The sequence below is a fragment of the Rhizobium cauense genome (assembly GCF_019511525.1).
GTDB classification, from domain to species: Bacteria; Pseudomonadota; Alphaproteobacteria; order Rhizobiales; family Rhizobiaceae; genus Rhizobium; species Rhizobium cauense.
The window spans coordinates 108,447-129,033 of the sequence record NZ_JAEUAT010000006.1; the positions used below are offsets into that span (position 1 = coordinate 108,447).

At 56.5% G+C, this 20,587-nt stretch carries 18 protein-coding genes and 1 pseudogene; 12 read left to right on the plus strand and 7 right to left on the minus strand.

The genetic code is table 11. The annotated features are described in order from the left end of the window. Nucleotides 1-71: 71 nt before the first annotated feature. Entirely contained in the window at nucleotides 72-3,140 is a 3,069-nt protein-coding gene (locus JNB88_RS13475) for a type 2 periplasmic-binding domain-containing protein (RefSeq protein WP_220355886.1), read from the minus strand. Between the two features lie 381 nt (nucleotides 3,141-3,521). On the opposite strand from JNB88_RS13475, the gene JNB88_RS34790 reads away from it, so the two are divergent. The 7 genes from JNB88_RS34790 to JNB88_RS13510 all read left to right on the plus strand — a co-directional run bounded on the left by JNB88_RS34790 (nucleotide 3,522) and on the right by JNB88_RS13510 (nucleotide 7,835). Further along, on the plus strand, nucleotides 3,522-3,926 hold the full coding sequence (locus JNB88_RS34790) for a hypothetical protein (RefSeq protein WP_476705529.1): 405 nt from the start codon (nucleotides 3,522-3,524) through the stop codon (nucleotides 3,924-3,926). Further along, nucleotides 3,923-4,198 (plus strand): AbrB/MazE/SpoVT family DNA-binding domain-containing protein, encoded by a 276-nt coding sequence (locus tag JNB88_RS13485; protein ID WP_220355888.1) that lies wholly within the window; start codon nucleotides 3,923-3,925, stop codon nucleotides 4,196-4,198. The genes JNB88_RS34790 and JNB88_RS13485 overlap by 4 nt, the downstream gene beginning before the upstream one ends. Next, on the plus strand, nucleotides 4,195-4,599 hold the full coding sequence (locus JNB88_RS13490; RefSeq protein ID WP_220355889.1) for a type II toxin-antitoxin system VapC family toxin: 405 nt from the start codon (nucleotides 4,195-4,197) through the stop codon (nucleotides 4,597-4,599). The genes JNB88_RS13485 and JNB88_RS13490 overlap by 4 nt, the downstream gene beginning before the upstream one ends. 258 nt (nucleotides 4,600-4,857) lie before the next feature. After that, nucleotides 4,858-6,012: an MFS transporter gene (locus JNB88_RS13495; RefSeq protein WP_220355890.1), complete on the plus strand. Its 1,155-nt coding sequence runs from the start codon at nucleotides 4,858-4,860 to the stop codon at nucleotides 6,010-6,012. Between the two features lie 196 nt (nucleotides 6,013-6,208). Further along, nucleotides 6,209-6,913: an RNA polymerase sigma factor gene (locus JNB88_RS13500; RefSeq protein ID WP_220355891.1), complete on the plus strand. Its 705-nt coding sequence runs from the start codon at nucleotides 6,209-6,211 to the stop codon at nucleotides 6,911-6,913. Between the two features lie 71 nt (nucleotides 6,914-6,984). Then, the gene (locus tag JNB88_RS13505; protein WP_220355892.1) at nucleotides 6,985-7,506 is read left to right on the plus strand and encodes a DUF4142 domain-containing protein; all 522 of its coding nucleotides are present in this window, start codon (nucleotides 6,985-6,987) and stop codon (nucleotides 7,504-7,506) included. Then, nucleotides 7,503-7,835, plus strand: coding sequence for a cupredoxin domain-containing protein (locus JNB88_RS13510; protein WP_220355893.1), 333 nt, complete (start codon nucleotides 7,503-7,505; stop codon nucleotides 7,833-7,835). The genes JNB88_RS13505 and JNB88_RS13510 overlap by 4 nt, the downstream gene beginning before the upstream one ends. Nucleotides 7,836-7,887: 52 nt before the next feature. Here JNB88_RS13510 and JNB88_RS13515 read toward each other — a convergent pair whose 3' ends face one another. After that, nucleotides 7,888-8,568 carry an iron-containing redox enzyme family protein gene (locus JNB88_RS13515; protein WP_220355894.1) on the minus strand — a complete coding sequence of 227 codons (681 nt, stop codon included), beginning with the start codon at nucleotides 8,566-8,568 and terminating at the stop codon, nucleotides 7,888-7,890. Nucleotides 8,569-9,097: 529 nt separating this feature from the next. Here JNB88_RS13515 and JNB88_RS13520 point away from each other — a divergent pair. From JNB88_RS13520 to JNB88_RS13540, 5 genes are all read left to right on the plus strand, one after another. After that, a complete protein-coding gene (locus JNB88_RS13520; RefSeq protein WP_338110990.1) occupies nucleotides 9,098-10,243 on the plus strand; it encodes a YcaO-like family protein in 1,146 nt (381 codons plus the stop codon). Next, nucleotides 10,216-11,433 (plus strand): TfuA-like protein, encoded by a 1,218-nt coding sequence (locus JNB88_RS13525; protein WP_223217183.1) that lies wholly within the window; start codon nucleotides 10,216-10,218, stop codon nucleotides 11,431-11,433. Before JNB88_RS13520 ends, JNB88_RS13525 begins: the two co-directional genes overlap by 28 nt. Beyond that, nucleotides 11,418-14,069, plus strand: coding sequence for an ATP-binding protein (locus JNB88_RS13530; protein WP_220355895.1), 2,652 nt, complete (start codon nucleotides 11,418-11,420; stop codon nucleotides 14,067-14,069). Before JNB88_RS13525 ends, JNB88_RS13530 begins: the two co-directional genes overlap by 16 nt. A 340-nt stretch (nucleotides 14,070-14,409) precedes the next feature. Further along, nucleotides 14,410-14,664, plus strand: a complete 255-nt coding sequence (locus JNB88_RS13535) for a hypothetical protein (protein ID WP_220355896.1) — start codon at nucleotides 14,410-14,412, stop codon at nucleotides 14,662-14,664. 113 nt (nucleotides 14,665-14,777) lie between these two features. Then, complete coding sequence (locus JNB88_RS13540; RefSeq protein ID WP_222858019.1) at nucleotides 14,778-15,071, plus strand: hypothetical protein; 294 nt, start codon at nucleotides 14,778-14,780, stop codon at nucleotides 15,069-15,071. Nucleotides 15,072-15,599: 528 nt separating this feature from the next. On the opposite strand, the gene JNB88_RS13545 is transcribed toward JNB88_RS13540, so the two are convergent. From JNB88_RS13545 to JNB88_RS13565, 5 genes and pseudogenes are all read right to left on the minus strand, one after another. Beyond that, a complete protein-coding gene (locus tag JNB88_RS13545; protein WP_220356081.1) occupies nucleotides 15,600-16,325 on the minus strand; it encodes an ABC transporter permease in 726 nt (241 codons plus the stop codon). A 45-nt stretch (nucleotides 16,326-16,370) separates the two neighbouring features. Next, nucleotides 16,371-17,147: an ABC transporter permease gene (locus JNB88_RS13550; protein ID WP_223217208.1), complete on the minus strand. Its 777-nt coding sequence runs from the start codon at nucleotides 17,145-17,147 to the stop codon at nucleotides 16,371-16,373. A 67-nt stretch (nucleotides 17,148-17,214) separates the two neighbouring features. Then, nucleotides 17,215-18,291 carry an ABC transporter substrate-binding protein gene (locus tag JNB88_RS13555; RefSeq protein ID WP_220355898.1) on the minus strand — a complete coding sequence of 359 codons (1,077 nt, stop codon included), beginning with the start codon at nucleotides 18,289-18,291 and terminating at the stop codon, nucleotides 17,215-17,217. Nucleotides 18,292-18,313: 22 nt separating this feature from the next. Continuing rightward, a pseudogene (locus JNB88_RS13560) lies at nucleotides 18,314-19,149 on the minus strand (ABC transporter ATP-binding protein). 9 nt (nucleotides 19,150-19,158) lie between these two features. Continuing rightward, nucleotides 19,159-20,514 (minus strand): LLM class flavin-dependent oxidoreductase, encoded by a 1,356-nt coding sequence (locus JNB88_RS13565; RefSeq protein WP_220355899.1) that lies wholly within the window; start codon nucleotides 20,512-20,514, stop codon nucleotides 19,159-19,161. Nucleotides 20,515-20,587: the final 73 nt, after the last annotated feature.

The following is a 20,587-nucleotide window of genomic DNA, read 5'->3' on the forward strand; positions in this document are numbered from 1 at the left end:
GAGGCAACCAAAGTTTCATACCAATTTGTCATCGACCCAACCGGCGATACGAACCTGCATACCTTGTCTCGTCAGCGCGCCGACGGAGGCTCCACACCGGACTTCTGGTCAAAGAGATAGCTCGGAACCGTGTCATACATTGGCTCATCGATACCGTTCAGAAGCATCAGGTTCGCCATCATCGGCGACATCTGGACATCAGGAAAATATGTCGTGAACAGGCCGATTGCTTTTGACCGGTGCGAGAAGAAATCATAGACACGTCGCTGCACGAAGCGGGCGAGTTCGGGCCGATCGCGAGAAACCAGCAGGGCATAGGGCTCGTATGTGTAGAACGCCGCAAACCGCTCGACATCCTGCTCATGGCAGTCCCTGGCAGTCCGCCATGAATCGAATTTCGCCTGGATGATTTCCCGGTCGCCAAAGTAGACCTGCTGGCGTCCTAGCTGCTGGGTGCAGAACCATTCCGTGAGCGCATTGTATGTCTCAAAGTAGCAAAGCCTGACCGGGGGCGTCTTCCATGTGATACCGGTTGAATTTGAGCAATCACCTATGCGCTTCGTGCAGTCTTTCGATTGGCCCACAGACGAGTTGACACCAAAGAGATCGACCTCGCACGCACGCACGGCAACCTGCTCGGCCGTTGTGTTCTCGACGTAGGCGAAATCAGTGCCGGCGCGGGATCCAGATACGCGACGAACCAGGTAGGAAACGCCTGTGACAAACACGATCGGCGAGAAGTAGCCATCTATGGTCTCGTTGTTTCTCCAAAATCGCAACGTAGTCGGGTCGCAGAGAATGTCGATCTGTGTCTTCTCTCTGGGCGTGTTCGTTCGAAAGCTGTCGAACCGGTTGGTCGCAGTCACCTCCACTTCCTCGAGGTGATAAGGGGAGTTGGCAAAGATGCTGTAACAAAGATCGGCAACATAGCCTCGGTGGCGCTGCGTGCTGAGCGGACCTGCCTTGTACGAAAAGGGCTCGGCGTCGGCACGAAATCCGGCCCTCACGGTCGTCGGCTCTGTCATTGGCAATTGACGCCCGGTCTCTTGGGCAAATGCGCTGCTGCTCAAGGCCGCCAGCATGAGCGTAACGGTCACGACAGATAGGAACGACGCGGCCGTGCGGACCAGTCCTAATCGTTCTCGCGTCCTTTGATGTGCAGGGTTGCTCTCAGTTACCTGCCTGGACGCGGGCCAGGCGGCATTGGTGACCGCGACGAAGACTACAGTAAAGTAGACGATCAGATCGGTGAGATTATAAAAACGGTAGAGCACCGATCTCTCGGGATTGAAGTGGATAGTTTTCAGCGTCTGGTATGGCGTGCAGGCGACATCCGTCAGGCATCCGGAAAGCCACGCAAGACTAAGTGCGAGCACCACTACCGCAGTTATTGACGCGGCAAAAACACCGTAGGTGATTGCGGCGAGCCTGCCTTGGGCGCGGTGCTCCGACGCACGCACGACAAAGCACACGAAGATAGCAGCGCAAATGCACTTTGGTATGAAAACGGCGAACGCTGACTGCCTGCGTGTGTAGAGCAAATCGAGAAAGCGATCCGTGTTCTCGGCAATCAAGGCCGTCCAGAACATGGCGAGAAGCGTCAAACCACATGCTGCGACGACGGTGGCAGTCGCTATGTAGTAAATCATTCGCTCGGCAGATTGCCTGTTGGAGTGGAAATTTCCGAGGTGTCGACGCCTATCAACGTCGGTCAGATATTGGCGGAGTGCGGTCACCGCGAGCACCGGTAGCCAGAAGATCACCGCGACCTGCAGCGTTTCAAGGGCCGCGGTGGCAAAGACCGTCATCGAGGTCAGCTCGACATCGGAAAGCGGTGAGTGAAGGCCAAGCCGCGTCATGAGAGCATAGGTGCAGAAAATCAGCGGCAGGAGAATCAAAACCCAGAAACCTGTCTCCGAGCGTCGCTCAACTGGCGTGATCTCCTTGACCGCTGCCTTCAGCGTCCGGTGCAGATCGGTCGCCTTGCCTCGTCGTTGACCAGTAAGGCCAATTGGCTCTTCGAGATACGGGCTCCGTTCGGCATAGACGGCCAAAATGGCAGCAAGCTCAAGACGGGACTTGTCGATTTTTGCGACCGTGTCGTCCAGCATCGTTTCCACCTGACGGCGTTGGCGGGCACGCACTTCCTTCTCAGCCTCCTGGTCGGCCGATCCGGTCGTGACGCTCTCCTTGCTTTCCTCCGGGTAAACGGATTCGATGAGGTCTTCGAGGGCAAGCAATGCGCTCTCCGCCGCCTGGCGTTGCTCGCGCGCAAGGGGCTGCAATTCGTCGAGGACAAGTGTATCTGGCCAGGAACCGGGATCGCGGATCGCCTCGGTCATGATTTCGAGTTCGGTCCACTTCCTGATAAGCGGAGCAAAATTGCCGGTACGCTCGAGAAGAATGCGCATCCACGGCTTAATGCTTCTCACTTTTTGAGCGATTGGATCTTCGCCAGCCCTTTCTTCCATTGCGACGCCGTGGCTTTGCCCGTTAGCCGGACCCGGTTTGTGGGAATTCCCATTTGCAAGGATTGCCTTTTGCACCGCTGACCGGGTGTGCTGATCCAGGGTCAGCAACAGACGGCGGGTGCGCTCCTTGAGCTGCATCGGAACCCCAGCCCATCCGTGGACCTGTCGCCGGAGCCAGGTCTCCACGATTTCGACGGGTTTAAGCAGTGGCGCAAATCCCGCCATGGCAATTGCGAGCGTAAGGGGCCAGCTTGGGCTCGTCAGCGTGTCGCGTCCGATGTCGACCTCCAGTCCCGCCATCGGGATGTAGTTCACGGCCTTGAAGATCAGGCCGCCGAAAAAGGTCAACGCAGCATAGATCGCCACAAGGATACCAGCGTAATAGAAGTAGGCTTGGCGCATCGCATCGCCGCCGCGCAATTGCGTCGGTGATAGTCGCTTGACCACTTCGTAATCATATTCATCGGGTTGGGAACTTGGCTGCCGGAACCGTTGCCATGCAAAGACTGCGACCAACGCTGCGCCGAACAGAAACGCAAACACGAAATCCCATTCCAGCCGGACGCCCATCAGCGGCAATAGATCGCGCTGCTCCGGCCGGAGCAGATGATAGCTCCAGAGGGACACGGGGACGTCTTGCGGCCAGACATTCACGACCTTGTCGTTCACGTCCGCCCCCAAAAATGTAGCTTAGGATACTGAACTTTCAGCGTTCAGCATTTCTGGACGTTGGGATCGCACGGTCCGGCCGAAAACGCGGAACCCGAAGGTACCGCTGATGCGAACACGGACATTAGCAGGATCAACGCCAAAGTGATCTTACGCATGACCTTATCTCACCATACATGCATTATCGCTAATACTACTATATCTTGTATACAACAACAAGAACAATTCCGGCAACTTAAGGCAGGTGCTCAGTATCCCGCGCCCTATTCTCAGAATCGCGTTTGTGCCGTCCAATATTGGCATCGGTTTTACACTTCCCTCTTTGCGGGGCGTGGAGGGCAATGGTTGTATCGGGCAAGTATTTCAAAGAAGCCCGACTGCTTGCGCGACGATCTTGGCCGGGCGGGCCGTCAGGCCAAGCATGCAAGAGCACCGATCAGATTGCCGCCTTTGGCCGCGAGATGTCCGACCTCGCGAACCGCGTCACGGTATGCGATTTCCAGTCGCATCAAAAAGGCGGAGCTTTGCCTGATCGACAGTCAGCTTCACGCTCTGGCCGGGTTGAGCACCTGGCAAAGGCAAAGCAACTCCGTCTTCAAGGACAAACTGTCCGTGGACATTTTTGCCTTCGAAAAGGTTCATGGCCGGAGAGCCGATGAAAGTGGCAACAAACGATCTAAAGATTCACCCGCTTCAGTTTGGCGTCCAGGCACCAAAAACGCGCCAATGGTTGAACGTATTGTAAAAACCGCATTACATTTAAGCGAAATAGGAGTTCTGATATGACAACATTGACCGTTACTGCTCGTGGCCAGGTCACCTTCAGGAAGGATGTTCTCAAGCATCTCGGAATTCAACCGGGTGGGAAAATCAGACTTGATTTATTGCCGGATGGACGGGCGGAACTCACGGCGGAACAGCCAACTGGCTCTTGGCAAGAGCTGCGGGGCTTTCTTGCGAGTAAAACAAACGGAGTGCGGCTTTCGATCGATGAGATCAACGAGGCGACCGCCGAGGCGGGCGCTTCAGTTGGCATGAGCGGGACCGAAAGAAAGTGAAAGTCAGCCTGGATACCAACGTGCTGTTGCGCTTGATTGTCGGCGATGACGAAAGCCAGCAGCAAAGTGTAATAGAAATACTGGAAAAGGCCGAACTGGTCGCGATCACTGTCCATGCGCTGTGCGAGTTCGTTCGGGTTCTCGATCGACGCTATGGCGTCCGCCGATCCGATATTTCTGCCGCTATCCGCCGTCTTTTGGGTGTGCGAAATATCGTTGCCAATCGCCCCACGGTCGAGGCGGGCTTGAATATTCTCGAAGCCGGCGGGGACTTCACAGATGGCGTGATCGCTTTTGAGGGACAATGGCTGGGAGCTGAAACATTTCTGTCATTCGATAAAGAGGCGGTGAAGCTTCTCAAGGACCAAGGATCTTCAGCCAAGCTACTGCCGTCCACATGACATATTCCCAGCCGTAGTATTGAGTCATTCGGGCCGGTTTCGTCCGCGTGCGCGACCGATACTATAGCCAGCTCTGTCAGGGATGAAGTTGACCATTAGCGACCCGAATACAACCATGAGGTGGCGGCGCTGAATCCGCGTTAATTGTGAGTGGACGCTGCGGGCATTAAGTTTTGAAAGGCAAACGTTTATGTTGTAGATCGCGGGAAGCTCGCTTAAAAAGAGCCTCCTACCGTCGCAATCTCCGGAGCCAACCCCATGCACATCGGACCGCAGCAGCGGATCTACGTCTGCTTCTTTCTGTTCGCTGTCTCGATGGGCGCCATGCTTTCGCGCCTCCCCGATATTCAAGACGCTCTTAAAGTCGATAAATCCGAGCTCGGTTTGACCCTTATCGGAGCCGCTATTGGCGCATTGATTTCGCTGACGTTTTCGTCCCCTATTGTGGCCAGGCTCGGTGCCCGCACCACCGCTTTTATAACCGTGTTGGGAACATCGGCCTGTCTCGCCTTTGTTCCATGGATGAGCATGGCGCCACTCGTATTTGGTATTCTCGTTTTAGAGGGCTTGCTGGCAGGAGCGTTGGAGATAAATCTCAACGTCGAAATCGACCGCATCGAGGCGCAGCTTGGCAGGGGCGTGATGAACCGCGCTCACGGGTTCTGGAGCCTTGGCTTTTTCGTAACAGCCCTCGCTTCAGCGGCGATCCGTCAAGCTGGAATACCGGTGGAGGTTCACCTCGGACTGACATTTGGCTTTGTGGTGATTGTCGGAACGTACGTTATCGCTGGAATGCGCAACGCTCCCGCCCGAACGACGCAAACTCATGCCGATGCGGGACATATCGCGCTTCCTACGGTTGCACTGCTTCCGCTCTGCGTCATAGGTATCGCGGCATTTCTCGTGGAGGGGGCGGGTATTGACTGGTCAGCAATTTATATGCGCGACACCTTCCAGTCGGAACCTTTCGTCGGGGGTCTGGGCCTTACACTCTTCACTTTCTTCATGGCGATCACACGGATATTTGCGGATCCATTTGTCGATCGCTTCGGCCCGCGGACAATCGCACTGACCTTACTCCTCGTCTCGGCCGCAGGACTTTGCGCAGTCTGGCTTGCGCCACATCAATACATAGCACTCGCGGGATTTGCGCTTATGGGCGGGGGTTGTAGCGTGGTCTACCCTCTTGCCGTTTCTGCGGCGGCACAACGTACGGACCGAGCCTCCCATCTCAACGTGGCCGCCCTGGGCCAGATGTCGTTTGTTGTGTTCTTCCTGGCTCCGCCGCTCCTGGGCTTTGTGGCGGAACACTTTGGCATAAGAACAGCCTACCTTGTATGTCTGCCGGTCATACTGTCCGCTCTGATTTGCGTCCGGTCCCTCTCTCCGCGCCGTCGACTGGCTGCTGCATAGCGCGAAGACGCCAAAGTCTCCGTCCTCATCCGCGATGAAGAGTATTGCTGGGACAGCGCCAATCAGTCATCACGCAGTTTCAACGACGTATGCGGGTTTGGACACAGAAAACGAGAACGATCGGCAGAAAGCCGAGCACCGCGGGGAACCTTGCAAGCGGTTCAGCATCTAATAAGCTTCCTGAAGGAGAAGCCAGATGCCAGCATTAACAAACGCACCGCTACAATCCTTCGCCAATAGTGACGCGGCGCTTGTCCGCCGTGCCTTGGCTGGCGATGCCCAGGCCGTCCGCGAGATCATCCGGTTTCACAATCAGCGGCTCTACCGGCTCGTACGTGCGGTACTACACAGCAACGTGGAGACAGAGGACGCGCTGCAGGACACCTATCTCCAGGCGTTTGCAAAGCTTGAGGACTTTAACGCAGACGCCTCACTGTCCACCTGGCTAGCGCGCATTGCGCTAAACACTGCTTTCATGCGCCTGCGTGCCGCCAAGCGCCTCAAGCGCTCGGGTCCTCCTCCGGGCCAGCCGGAGGCGGAGATCATCGCGCTCCACCCGTCATCTTCTACCATCGACCCGGAGCGGGGCGTGGCGCAGCGAGAGCTTCTTCGCCTCGTAGAGGAGGCCACCGATGCGCTTTCACAGGATCTCCGCATCGTGTTCGTTGCCCGCGTTATCGAGGGACTGGGTGTCGAGGAGACCGCTGCGCTCCTGAACATTCCTGCAGCGACAGTGAAGACCCGGCTTCACCGCGCGCGCAAACTCATTCGCGCGCGACTTGAAGAGCGGATCGGCCCTATCCTGATGGACGCTTTCCCCTTTGCGGGCAGGCGCTGTGAACGCCTGACCGAGGCTGTGATTGTCAAACTCGGACTCCAGGACCAGCGGGAACCTCTCTGATCGGGCGGCATCTAATGCTGCGTTCATTGAAGAGGCGCCGACAATCTCGCCGCGCCAAAAAGGAGATCCCGATGAAAAGCTTTGTTTCCTGTGTCGCTGCCGCCTGCCTGCTTTTCGCAGCTGGCCAGTCCTCGGCCGCCGACAAGCCGACTGACCCGCAGGTCGCCCACATCGCCTATACAGCCGGCGCGATTGATGTGGACGCTGCCAAGCTGGCGCTTTCGAAAACGAAGAACAAGGATGTGGCGTCGTTCGCCAAATCGATGGAAAAGGACCATGAGGCGGTGAATGAAAAGGCTCTCGCCCTCGTCAAGACGCTGAACGTCTCACCAGAAGACAATCCAACAAGCCAGGCCCTCACCAAGGCCGCCAAGGAGAAACAAGCCGAACTCAGCAAGCTCGACGGGCCTGCATTCGACAAGGCTTACATCGACAATGAGGTTGCCTATCATAAGCAGGTCAACGGTGCTCTTCAGACATTGCTTATTCCATCAGCCGAGAACAAGGAACTTAAAGGCCTGCTCGAAACAGGCTTGAAGCTGTTCCAGGGTCATCAGCAGCACGCCGAGCACGTCGCGATGGAACTGAAATGATCTCGGACCCGATTGATCGGCGGAGGTTCCTTCTGACGGGAATAGCCCTCGTCGCGGGCGGGTCGCTCGCGCGAGGGCATAACGGCACGATACATGTCACCATCGAAAATCTCGCCTTCGCTCCAGCCACCGTTGAGGCGCAGATTGGCGAGACCATCGAGTGGACGAACAAAGATCCGTTTGACCATACAGCCACCGTAAAGGGTGGCTGGGAGGCCACTATTCCCGCCGGTCACACGGCGTCACATCTCGTCACAGTCGAGGACACGGTGGAATATTACTGTCGCTTTCACCCTAACATGCGTGGTCACATCAAGGCCGTCCCCTAATAAGGCATCCCCAATGGACAGACCTGGCGGCGACGTTTCATGAAAGGCAGTTTTACGTCAAAGGTCTCAAGGATCTCACGCAGGCTGCAAGCGTTTCGCAGCTATGAATGACACTGAGACCAACCATCTCAAGATGCCTCTGGTCGAGGGGCAGCATGTCGAAGGTGTCGTCAATTTCAGCACTGTGGGTCGGATCCAAATCCCCGTGAACTCTCAAGGTTCGGAAGGCCGATTCTGGCAACCCCGACCGGTCACGCAGCTCATCGATTTTGCTATCTGCAGGGGGAAAGGCCTCGAGAACGGCAATGTACCCCAGAAGCATCAACGGGTGATGATGCCGGATCCAATAGTACTGGCTACCCACAAGCCTGGCCACGTCGGCCGGCGGAATGACAGAGAGTACGCGGTCGGGACGAAACCCGGCGCTCGCCAGATCTTCCAGTCCCCAAACATCGTGATTCATTTCTTCGGAGATGTGATGCCTGTAGTATTGCGCAAGCGGAGCAGCCAACCTGTCGGTCGCCGCCAGATCATCGCACCTTTCTGCTGCGAACTCCATCAATGGAACAGAGGCGCGCATAATCTGGTGCAACAACACGAGAAATGCTGCCGTGACTTCCCGTTCTGGCTTCAGTTGCCAGAGTTCTTTGAACGCTGCATCAAGCGTTGGAAGGCAAAGTTCAATTCGCCCTCGCACCAAACCACTGTTAGCTCTGTTTTGAATATTATCCATAGCAGCTCCGTTCGCCGAGCTTCATATCGACGTGGCAAGGTAGACTTAGTTCCAATCGTTCTCAAGCTGTAAAGTACATAAAACCGTCGATCAGATTATGGTCGTTTTTTTGGTGACGATTAAACTGGACAAAATGAGATGTTGGCTCTTACTATCAATATTGCTCAGCGCATTCGTATTGTCGCGTTTGAACTTTTAGGCAGGGATAGAAGAGTTTAGGTCGGCATCCGAGGAGGGTAACATGCCAGACTTCCAGACGAACTTTAACCAGCTAAAGAAATCAAATGTCATTCCGGATATCGAGGAATCTTTTCTTCCAACTCCGGTACGCGATGCTATCGCAAACCTTAGCGACGATGAAATCAAAGTTCTGACGAATATAAGTCAACGAACCGGATCGCACATTTACCTTAACAAGGACCACTCTGTTATTTGTGGCTTCTGAGGCAGGATTGTGGTGGCGCTCAGCCGCCTCGAACGGTGGCCCTTGTACCGGCGCGATCAACACAGGAGCGACGATCACCAAGGGGTGGTTGACGGCCTATTCGGCAATCTGATCCTGGACCAGATTCCGGTCACGCGGGTCGCGGATATCACCGCGCTCGACGTGTTGGGTATTCCCGTTTTTACGTCGGTGACGCCGATGGCAAAGGACCTGACGACCCATTTGGGTAAAGGAATGGACAAGCAAACGGCTCACATCGGCGCCGTCATGGAAGCGTTGGAGAGGGTTTCTGCAGAGGTATTGGACCGCGAACCACAGAAATTTACTTACTCTGATTTGATTTCCGCCGGCACCGAGGTCGCCGATCCCTGGTGTTTTGATCTTCCTGAGACGACCTGTTATCGGCCGGACTGCCCTTTTGATTGGGTAGAAGGCTGGGATCTGATCGCCAATCGCCCGATCTGGATCCTCGCCGATCTGGCGCGGTCGCCAGCGGTGGAACACGTTCTCGATCAGGTTGATACCAACGGCCTTGCGGCAGGGTTCACCTACGGCCAGGCCCTTCGAAGCGGACTTCTGGAGACTATCGAGCGCGATGCTGTCAGCCAGTATCTGTTTTATCGCCGCTTTGAACTTGAACCAGTCAACCGCTCCCTTGCGCGCAGGATTGACCTCACTTCGCTGCCGCCCGGTCCCAGGCTGCTCGTGGATAGGGCTGCAGCTGCGGGTCTTGAAGTTACGCTGGAAGATTTGACGACCGACCTCCAGATCCCGGTCATCTCTTGCAGGCTGCTTGACCATGCATTCCCGTCGGCGTCCGGCCCAATGCAATTCGTTACGGAGGGATGGGGTGTTGACTTGAAGGCAGCGGCTGCAGCAACGCATGCGATCCTTGAGGCCTTCCAGTCCCGGCTAGGCTTCATTCAGGGGTCACGCGATTCCTACAATCAGGTTCCGCTGCTGTCCGGTGGGCAACGAGATAACTCCGATGAACTGTTAACGCTCTGTGACTTTTCAGAGGTTCCCGAGATGGCGCTGTCGGACCGGGAGGCAGAGATTGAATTCATCATAGAGCGGCTTCAGGCCGTCGGCGTTCAACAGGCCATTGTCATAGATCTGACCCGCAAGTCGTTCGGCGTACCCGTCGTGAGAGTAAGAGTGCCTGGCCTGTCAGTCTTCGCAATAGATTCCCGGCGAGTGGGATGGCGAAGCGCAAGGCATCTGGTGTGACCATGGACGCGAGCAAGATGCCACCTGTTGTTTTCCTCGGTCCGAGCGCACCTGCCTCGGACATTCTGGCAATTTTGCCAGACGCAATCATACGTCCTCCGGCACAACGTGGTGATCTCTATGCCTACCGCATCCTGAAGCATACGCACTTTCTGATCCTCGACGGAGCATTCGGTGGCGTCCTTGCCATTTCGCCACGAGAGGTTGTCGACGTCGTCTCGGACGGAGCCGTTCTGATTGGTGCTTCCAGCATGGGCGCCTTGAGGGCGGCTGACTGCTCGCCGGCAGGCATGCGCGGCGTTGGCCTCATATATCGACTTTTCCGGACACGTCTGATTTCCAGCGAAGATGAAGTCGCCGTCCAATACCATGGCGAACGGCCATTCCCCCCGCTTACAGAGCCGTTGGTCAATGTGCGTATTGCGGCACGCAGGGCAAATCGACTGGGCTTAATTGCGACGACCGACGCAGAAAAAATCACCGCGGCAGCTCAACTGCTGCATTTTACGCAACGCAGCTGGTCGCGTGTGGTCAAGGAAGCAGGTAGCCATGTGTCTCCAGAAGCTTTCAGCTTCCTTCGCAACGTGGACGTAAAGCGAACTGATGCGGTCCTTGCCGCCAATTACGTCGCGGCGATGGGCAAATCAGTCTCCTCTCGCACGCCATCGCGCGCAACCTATCTGTTTGGCCTCCTGGGCGACGGAAGGGAGCGGCGCGGTGACAGTCTGTCATATGGCGCAAGACGAGAGCAGATAGAAGCGACGTTCGTCGAGTGGTTATGGCTGTCCGGTAGAGCAAGAAAATTCCTGCGCGAGGAGACCGACGGGTCACTTGAGAGATTGTCGACAACACCCTCCACGACCTGGAACGCTGTTGACGCAGCAGGCGAGTTGGAGGCAGAGTTGATGAGGTTCGACATATTCGAAAGGGCTGTTTCGAAAGCCAAGCGCTGCCAGCTCCGCCCCGATCCAAGCGACTTTAATGAGGCTGAGGCACAGTTGGCAGGTGCCCATGGCTTTGGCTCGTGGAGGGAACTGCTCGCTAGCGAAGTCCGCAGTGAAAGCCTCTCCATACGATTAGATGATCTTCGCAATCAGGTTGCGGCCGTCAGATGCTTGCGAAGGACATTTCTGTTTCCATCGGGCGGGGTAAATCGATCGCAGGAGGGCTTAAGATGGCATTCCGCTTAGAGGAAGCAAGCCAGTCATCGAACGACAATGTCTGCATGCTGTTTACCGACATCGAAGGCTCGACCAAGCTGGTCGATAGTTACCCTGATGTCTACGACCAGATGCTGCTCCGACACAACCAGTTGCTTCGAAACGCAATACACTCTCACGGTGGCGAGGAAATCAACGTTGTTGGCGACTCGGTCTTCGCTCTCTTTCCAGCCTCTACACCGGCTGTTCAGGCCGCAATTGACGCTCAATTTGCGTTGGTGAAGGAGGATTGGATTGAAGGGTGCAAGCCGTTGGTTCGGATGGGTCTGCACGCGGGATCCGTGAGGAGGCACGATACGACAGTCACCGGAATCGAGGTCCACCGCGCGGCACGAATTGCATCCGTGGCCCATGGCGGTCAGATCGTCATTTCCAACTCGGTTCGCGATGAAATCTCCCCGCGACTTAGCCAGGATGAAGTTGCGATACGCGATCTCGGATTTCACCGACTGAAGGACCTTCGATACCCCGAGGCCCTCTTTGATCTTGTGGTACCCGGTTTGCGAAATGACTTTGCACCAATCTCCTCGATCGGAGTTAACAGAACAAATCTTCCACTTGAAGTCATCCGCCTCTACGGTCGAGAGCTCCAATTGAACGAGCTCCGGCGCACCATCGAGAAAAAAGGAAACCGACTTATCACGTTGACGGGACCGGGTGGCGTCGGAAAGACAAGCTTGGCGATCCACGCTGCCAGATCCACTCTCGCCGCTTTTTCACGGGGGGTGTTTTTCGTCCAGCTCAACGCAACCCATATTCCAGACCTTATCGGGTCTGAGATCTGCAAGGCAGTCGGGATCCATGAGGTCCCCGGGATTTCGGCAATAGATGCGGTATGCAATGCGCTTGGCGACGCGGAAGTGCTCCTCATCCTCGATACTTTCGAGCATCTCATCGAGGGCGCGTCGGTCATCAATACCCTCCTCACAAGGTGCCCAGCCGTCACTGTGATGGTTACCAGTCGCGAGCCTCTCAAGCTTCGCTTTGAGACGGAGTATTTCGTCGCCCCACTTCCCACCCCCGGCAATGAGACAGAGATCGACGAACTTCGAGAAAACCCGTCCGTACAGCTCTTTGGAGACTTCATCCGGCGTCAACGTCCTGAGTTTGAATTCGATGACGTCACGACGGAGTTGATCTCACGGATATGCCGGAGGCTGGACGGGCTGCCCCTGGCGCTCGAGCTAGCCGCCTCGCACGTAGGGCTCCTCAGCCTTCCGGAGCTGGAGAAACGCCTCAAGACGAGAGCACAGGACCTGCAGCACAAGGCCCGGGATGTGGATCCCAGGCACCGCAGTATTCGCCTGGTTGTCGGGTGGAGTGATCACCTTCTGACGGAAAGTCAGCGTCGCGTCTTTTACGTCTCGGCTATCTTTAACGACGGTTTCGATCTTGAAGCTATCGCGTCCCTTTTTGACCGAGAACACGACGTTGTGGATGAGCTCGAAGCGCTCCTGGATAAGAGCTTGTTGTTCAAGACAACGGCGCTTGGCCATGCCCGCCTCAACATGATGGATACGGTGCGCGACTTTGCTCTCGAAAAGCTGAAAAAGTCGGGCGAGTACGAGGAAATGTGCAGCCGACACGCCGCTCACTTTACCGCTTTGGCGCGGTCCGCGGCACCAAATGTGACACGGTTCAATCAACGCGACGTCGTTGAGCACATGATGCAGGAGGTCGGCAACGTTCGCGTCGCGATGGACTGGCAAATGAAGCAGCCGAGCGCCGAAGGCTCTGCAGAGTTAATTGACGCACTCACATGGCTTTGGATCTCGCGAGGGCAATTTGCAGAAGCTCTCACCTGGTCGGAGAAGGCGCTGGCGCATGCGCGCCCGCTTGAAAAGCACGCGTTGGCAAGGATCCTAAACTCGGCCGCGTTGATCCGGTATATGGGCGGCGATCCGATAACCTCGCTCCAGTACGGCGCGGAGAGCCACCAACTTTACTCCGAAATGGAGGATAGAGAAGGAACAGCACGCGCAGGGATAATTGCCGGGATCGCCATGGCCACGGTGGAGGATCCCGAGGCTGGAGGAATGCTTATAGGAGAATCCCTTGAGCTATCCAGATCGATTGGCGACGATTATGGGACGGCGCTTTCTCTCATTGCAATTGGCGAGGGAACTCGCATAGGAGGCGACGAGGCTGGTGCTGAGGTTCACTATCACGAGGCCCTCGCGCTCCTCGAAAGCCTTGGCGACACTTACTGGCCCGGTCATCTGCTGCAGAACCTGGCGCACTTCAGATTGCATAGGGGGGAATGGAAGGAAGCTGCGAAACTCGCAGGCGACGCCTTGGCAGTCGGTGAGCGATATGACTATCCAATGGTAATAAACTTGGCGACAGCTGCGGTAAGCGGCGTGCTTGCAGCCAGGGAGGATTGGCTCGGTGCGACCGCGCTGGTTGGTGCCGTCAAGGCGCGCCTGGCTCGCCTTGGTGTCCAGTTTGAGCCCACCGACGACGCGGATTTTGAGAAGATCCAAACCGCAATTCGGGCGGCTCTCGGCGATGAACAATTCGCATTGGAGATTGAAAAGGCGGCTTCCTGCCCATGGGAGGAAGTCCTTTCAACATGTCGCGCTGTCGTCCAAACTGCAACGGCTTAGCAGATCCACGCGCGATGCGCTGAGGTGACAAATCGTGTGGCGACGCATTTGTCCACTTCATTATCCTCTTAAGGTTCTAGCCGTAACGATGGCGTTATCGACGTCCCGTTCGATCCAACAGATTCAAAGTTCCGGCAAGGCGACACATCTGGTGGCGAAGAGAAAACTGGTTTCGCGGTAAATGTCTGCGATTAGGAAGCAACTGCCACCAGACTCTGAGTTACCCAAACGCACAGGATCGTCGCAATCCCATGGCACTCGTCGTCCGGCAATATCGATTTCAGCTTGACATTTTGCGCAAATTACGTATTTTGCGTATTCAATTAAAGGAGACAAGCACATGGCACATGCACTTCAAGTTCCCGCCAGCGCTTTTTCCCGCCAATTTGGAAAAATTCGCGACCAGGTTTACGAAGCTGGTGTGATCGAGGTCACTTCGCACGACCGCGTGGTAGGGGCCTACATTAGCCCAAAGGAACTCGAACACTTCAATAGACTGAAAAGTCGAGAAGTCCAAGTTCTTCATGCGGGCGAGATTGGAGATGACCTTTTGGCTGAGATCGAAAACGCACAGTATGGCGTGATCTCTAGGTGAAGCTCCCCGACCCTGTTCCCGGTCTTGTGATCCGTTTTGGCTACACTTGGTATCAAGATCACTTCAGGAAAGATCGACCTTGCGCAATTGTGCTCGCTTCAAACGAGTCAGGTATGGTCACAGTGGTTCCTATCACCCATTCGTTTCCTGAAATCGGGGACGAAGACGCGTCTATTCTAATTCCAGAGGACATCTGTATGGCCATGGGATTGGACGAAGAAGCCAACTACGTCCGAGTATCTGAGGTCAATCGATTCGAATGGCCCTCGGACCGGCTGGCGCCCCTTCCTCACGACAACGCCCGTTGCGACTACGGGATGGTTCCAAAGGACTTCTTTCTTGAGATACGCAAGAAGCTCGCGGATGTAGTCCGGGCAAATAAAATGAAGTCCGTTAAAGTAGATTAACCCGCATTATGCGGAATTAGGCAGCAACTACGAGCTGGTGGCAGTTGCTTTCCAAATCCGCAAGTGCCTACACCAATTCGCTGTCTTTCGACATCACGAAAGGGAGAAGGTAATCGTCTTGGTGTGGGTCAACGAAGATGACACTAAGCGGGCTTTATAATGAAGGAGGAACAGTAGCTTACCCCAGTGACAACACTCACGGTGACCGCTGGAGACTGGGTCACCTTTTTAGCTGTTCTCAGGAATCCAGCCTGGCGGCACGATCAGGCTTGTGTTGTTGCCCTGCGGACGGGTGCAACTGACGGCGGAGCAGCCCACTGATTGCTGGCGGGATTTGCAGGTCTTGCTTGCGCACAAACCAAACGGATTCCCGCTGTCAATCGACGAGATCAAAGGGGCTACGGGCCAGGGCCGGCGTTCACGTGACATTGAGTGGAAGCGAGCGAAAGTACAGATAGGGCTCGTTACCAACGTGCCGTTGAACTACAACTCACTTTACCCCGCTGCGAGAAAATCACGGCAACCACCTCATTCACGCCAGCGGAGCAATCTGGCCTCAACGCTTCCTGCGAGCCTATTTAGCAAGAACCCGACCAGGCCGAGAATGATCACGCCGACCATGACAAGCGCCATGTCGAAGCGCTCGCGGCCGGCAATGACGAGGCCGCCAATGCCTGGACCAACGGCGAGAAAATATTCCGCACCAACCGTCGCAAGCCAGGAGTAGATAAGACCGAGGTGAACGCCAGTCGCAATCGACGGCAGGGCGGATGGGAGGTAGATCTTTATGATCCGCTGCCATGGCCGGAAGCGCAATGCGCGACCGACTTCGATCAAGTCTTTTGGGGCGTCCTTGATACCGTCATAGGTATTGAGCGTGATCGGAATGAACGCGGCCAGCGCCACGAACACAACCTTGGCCTGCTCACCAAAGCCGAACCACACGGAGATCAACGGGATCCAGGCAAGAAGCGAGATCTGTTTCAAGCCGTTGAATGTCGGCATAGCGAGCCGATCCATAACTCCGCTCACGGACAGCAGCGTGCCGGCTGCAATACCGAGAACGGAACCAATGAGAAAGCCTGCCACATTTCGCAACAGGCTGGCCGCCAACTGTCGGACAAGCGCGTTGTCGATGATCTCCCGCTTCGCCGTCAGAACGACCTCCTCGATCGGCGGCAGAAATCGGATATCGACGAGTCCGAGCCGACTGGAGACCTCCCAAGCGATGAGCAGCAAGACCGGCAAGGTCATGCCGCGACGAAGGCGAACAAGCTGCGAGGATGGTGATGACAAGGTCTACTCCTCTTCCTTCTTCTTCCAGCGCTGGATCAGCACCTCGGCGGCGTTCAGACCCTTGTCCATGCCAAAGCCAATGACGCCGATCACGATCATCGCGATGATGACAGTATCTAGCCAGAACATCTGTCGGCCCCAGACGAGCAAGTACCCAAGGCCTTCGGAGGAAGCGAGAAGTTCTACACCAACAAGCGACGTCCACGCGTGAGTGAGACCGTAGCGTACCCCAGTGAAGATCGAGGGCACCGCACTTGGCAGAATGACGAGCCGCAGGGTCTGCCATCTGCTGAAGCGGAGCGCCCTGCTGACTTCGAGGTATTTCACCGGGACGTTACGTATGCCGGAAAAGGTGTTGAGTGTTACGGGAACCAGAGCGCCCTTGGCGATAATAATGATCTTCAGCGTTTCCTCGATCCCGACGAGGAGCATGAGCAACGGGATCCAGCCGAGGGTCGGTATCTGTGCAAAGGCGAGGAAGAGCGGTTTGACATAATCCTCGACCCTATTTGACAGGCCCATAGCGACACCAACCATCATGCCGAGCGTGGCACCGATGGCAAAGCCGAAGACAACGCGGCGCAGGCTGACGCCCGCATGATAGAACAACTCGCCCGTCGACATCATGTCTCGCCCGGTGTCGAGAACATAAGCTGGCGACGGAAGGATTTGCTGCGGAAGCCATCCCTGCGTTGAAGCGACCCACCAAAGCGCCATGAGAAAAATGGGAAGAAGCAGCGCATCCCCCTTTGCCACCCACTCAAGGACACTGCTTCGCATTGCTGTAAGGCGTGACCGCGCGCCGAGTTCGACACTGATTGCCATGGCTGCTCTTCCCTTGAGACCGTCAGGAGGCGACAGGCTTGCCGTCTGCACCGTATCCCTGCCAGAAGTTCTTCAGGCCGAGGCGCTCGATTGCACTGTTGAGGTATGTTGGATCAAACCATCCCTCCAGGTCTACATCGCGCCGGATCAGCCCGAATTCCTTACTCTTGATGGCTTGTTCCTTGTACTGCGAGACGAGCAGGTCATCGATCAGCGGTGAGTTGCGATAAGCTAGCGCGTCGCCCTTGAAATATTCCTCGAGGATCGGAATGGCCGTGCCGGACTTGTGCCAAAGCTCGAACAGGTCAGCCCTATTGGGCTCATCCGATGACCACTTGGCGGCTTTGACGAAGGCATCCACCACCCGCTGTGTAATCTCAGGATGTGCATCGATGAAGGCCTGGCGGCCGATGATGCCGGCGTTACGACCAAAGCGCGGATCATCCCCCTTCGTCGTGTAGATAACGTCTGCCGCCCCCTTGGCTGCCAGATTGATCAGCTGTGTGTCGCCGAAAGCGGCGTCGATGTCCTTGCTGGTCAGTGCAGCAACGGTACCAGCGCTATCAAGGTTGACAACTTGAACGTCTCTCTCCTTCAGACCATGTGCCTCGAGAACCTTGATTGCCGCTAGATGACCGTTCGTCCCGCGTTGAAGCGCGATCTTTCGTCCCTTCAGATCCTCGATCGACTTGATCCCCGAATCCTTGGCGACAGCGAGATAAAGCGGCTTACGAGCACCGCTCGCCAACAGGTACTTGGTCTTCAGACCCGTCGCCCGGCCGATCAATGACGGCAAGTCGCCCTGGTAGGCGAAGTCGAGCTGGTCGTTTGCGAAACCCTCATTCACGGCTGGGCCTGCACCCTTGAAGAAGGTCCATTCGATCTTGATGTTGGGATCGCTGGCGAACTCCTTCTCGAGAAATTCGCCTGCCCGTGCGGTCGCAGCAGACGTCCCTTCCGAATAGGGACGGTTGTCAACGCCAATCGCCGCGTAGCCGACATGGATGACCAAGGGCTCTTCAGCCTTCGCAGGAAAGGATCCGGCTGCGACGAGAAGCGCCAGGCCGGCGGCCAGGCGGGTGATGATACCAGGTATCATGGGAATTCTCCGTTTATGAAAACTAATGCGCAATCGCGACTGCAGGCTGCGGGCGATCCCACTCAGGCGACTGGAGCGATGCAACGGACGACGGCTGTGTCTGCTCGCCCGTCCCGTGAAGGCTCTTAAGGACACGGTCGCGGATGTTGACGATCTCGCTCGAGGTACGCCGGCGAGGACGCGAAAGTTTGACGGGCACTATCTCCCGGATCCGACCCGGGCGCGGCGACATCACCACAACGCGGTCACCGAGGTAGACGGCCTCCTCGACATCGTGGGTGACGAGCACCATCGTCACATGCTCCTTGGCCCAGATTTCCTGCAATTCGTCCTGCAGTCGGCCTTTGTGATCGCATCGAGTGCGCCAAAAGGTTCATCGAGCAGGAGAACATTGGGACGGCTGACGAGACCACGGGCAATGCCAGCGCGCTGTGCCATGCCGCCTGAAAGCTGATGCGGATAGACACCACCAAATCCACCAAGGCCAACAAGCTCAAGATGCTCGCGAACGAGCTCCGTCTTGCGTGCCTTTGGCAACCTGCTGTTCAAAAGGCCGAGAGCAACGTTCTGCTCCACGGTTAGCCACGGAAACAGGCGCGGCTCCTGAAAGACGATGCCGCGCTCGAGACTGGGCTGTGCGACCGTGTCTCCTGCATGGCGGATCGTACCTGAGCTCGCAACATCGAGCCCGGCAAGCAGCCGCAGCAGGGTCGACTTGCCGCAGCCGCTGGCGCCGACAATGGTAACGAACTCACCCTTGGCGACATCAAGGCTGACGTCGTCCAGCGCTGTCAGCGTATCGGCTTCAATCTTGAAGTTACGAGTGACGTGGTCGACCTGAAGATGCGATAAAGTCATTTCCAACTCCTATTCTGCAGCAAGCTGCCGGGTGGCAGGATGCTGCGGGATCCCAAGGCCGAGGTTTTCGCGGAGCGTGCGTCCCTCGTATTCGCTGCGGAAAAGCTTCCGTCGGCGCAACTCGGGAATGACGAGATCGACGAAGTCGCGAAGGCCTAGCGGAAGATGCGGCGGCATCACATTGAAGCCGTCGGCGGCCCCGCCAGTAAACCAATGCTGCATTTCGTCCACGACCTGGGCTGGGGTTCCAACGATCTGGCGGTGTCCACGCGCTCCGGCAATACGAAGGTAGAGCTGACGAATGGTCAGGTTCTCGCGCCTGGCCAGATCGACAAGCAACCGTTGGCGGCTCTTGCTCGCATTGGTCTCAGGCACGTCGGGGATCGGCCCATCGAGCGGGTATTGCGAAAGATCGGCACCCCCCGCCATGCCGTTCAACAGCGAGAGCCCGACCACAGGGTGGATGAGTTCCTGGATTTGCTCGAATTTTTCTTCTGCTTCCGCAAGCGTCCTGCCAACCACCGGGAATATCCCGGGCATGATCTTCAGCGCGTCGCCGTTGCGGCCATATTTTGCAAGCCTGCCCTTCAAGTCGGCGTAGAAGGTGCGCGCATCGTCGAATGTCTGGTGGGCCGTGAACACCACTTCAGCTGTGCGGGCGGCAAGTTCCTTACCAGGTTCCGACGAACCTGCCTGGACGAGCACCGGGTGTCCCTGCGGGGCGCGAGCAACATTCAGTGGTCCGCGAACCTTAAAGAATTTTCCTGCGTGATTGAGGATGTGCTGCTTGTCAGGGTCATAGAAGATGCCGCTTTCCTTATCTCGAGGAAACGCATCCTCTTCCCAAGTATCCCAAAGCCCCAGTACGACATTGGCGAACTCTTCGGCCCGCTCGTAGCGCTCGGAATGTGCGAAATGTTCGTCTCGCCCGAAGTTATGGGCTTCGTGTTCGCTCGACGAGGTCACAAGGTTCCACCCTGCCCGGCCGCCGCTGATATGATCGAGGGAGGCGAACTTCCGGGCGATATGATAGGGTTCGTTGTAGGAGGTCGACGCAGTCGCAACGAATCCGATGTGTTTCGTCACCGCAGCAAGGGCAGAGAGCAGCGTGATGGGCTCAAACTGTGCGACGTATCGCGTTGCCGTCCGACTAAGAGCCTCAGTATCCGTGCCTCGCGTGCCGACGCCATCCGCGAGGAAGATCAAATCAAACTTTGCCGCCTCGGCAAGCCGCGCCAATTCGACATAGTGCTCGAAGTTGGAGCCAGCATCTGCCTGGGCTTCGGGATGGCGCCATGCAGCGACGTGATGGCCCGTCGGGTAAAGAAAGGCGCCGAGCTTCAGCTGTCTGGCAATGGTGCCCATATCGATCAGTCTCCCAGTGAAGGAGCGATTAGGCTAATCGAAACAGTTATTATCTATAGAAATTATATTCTAT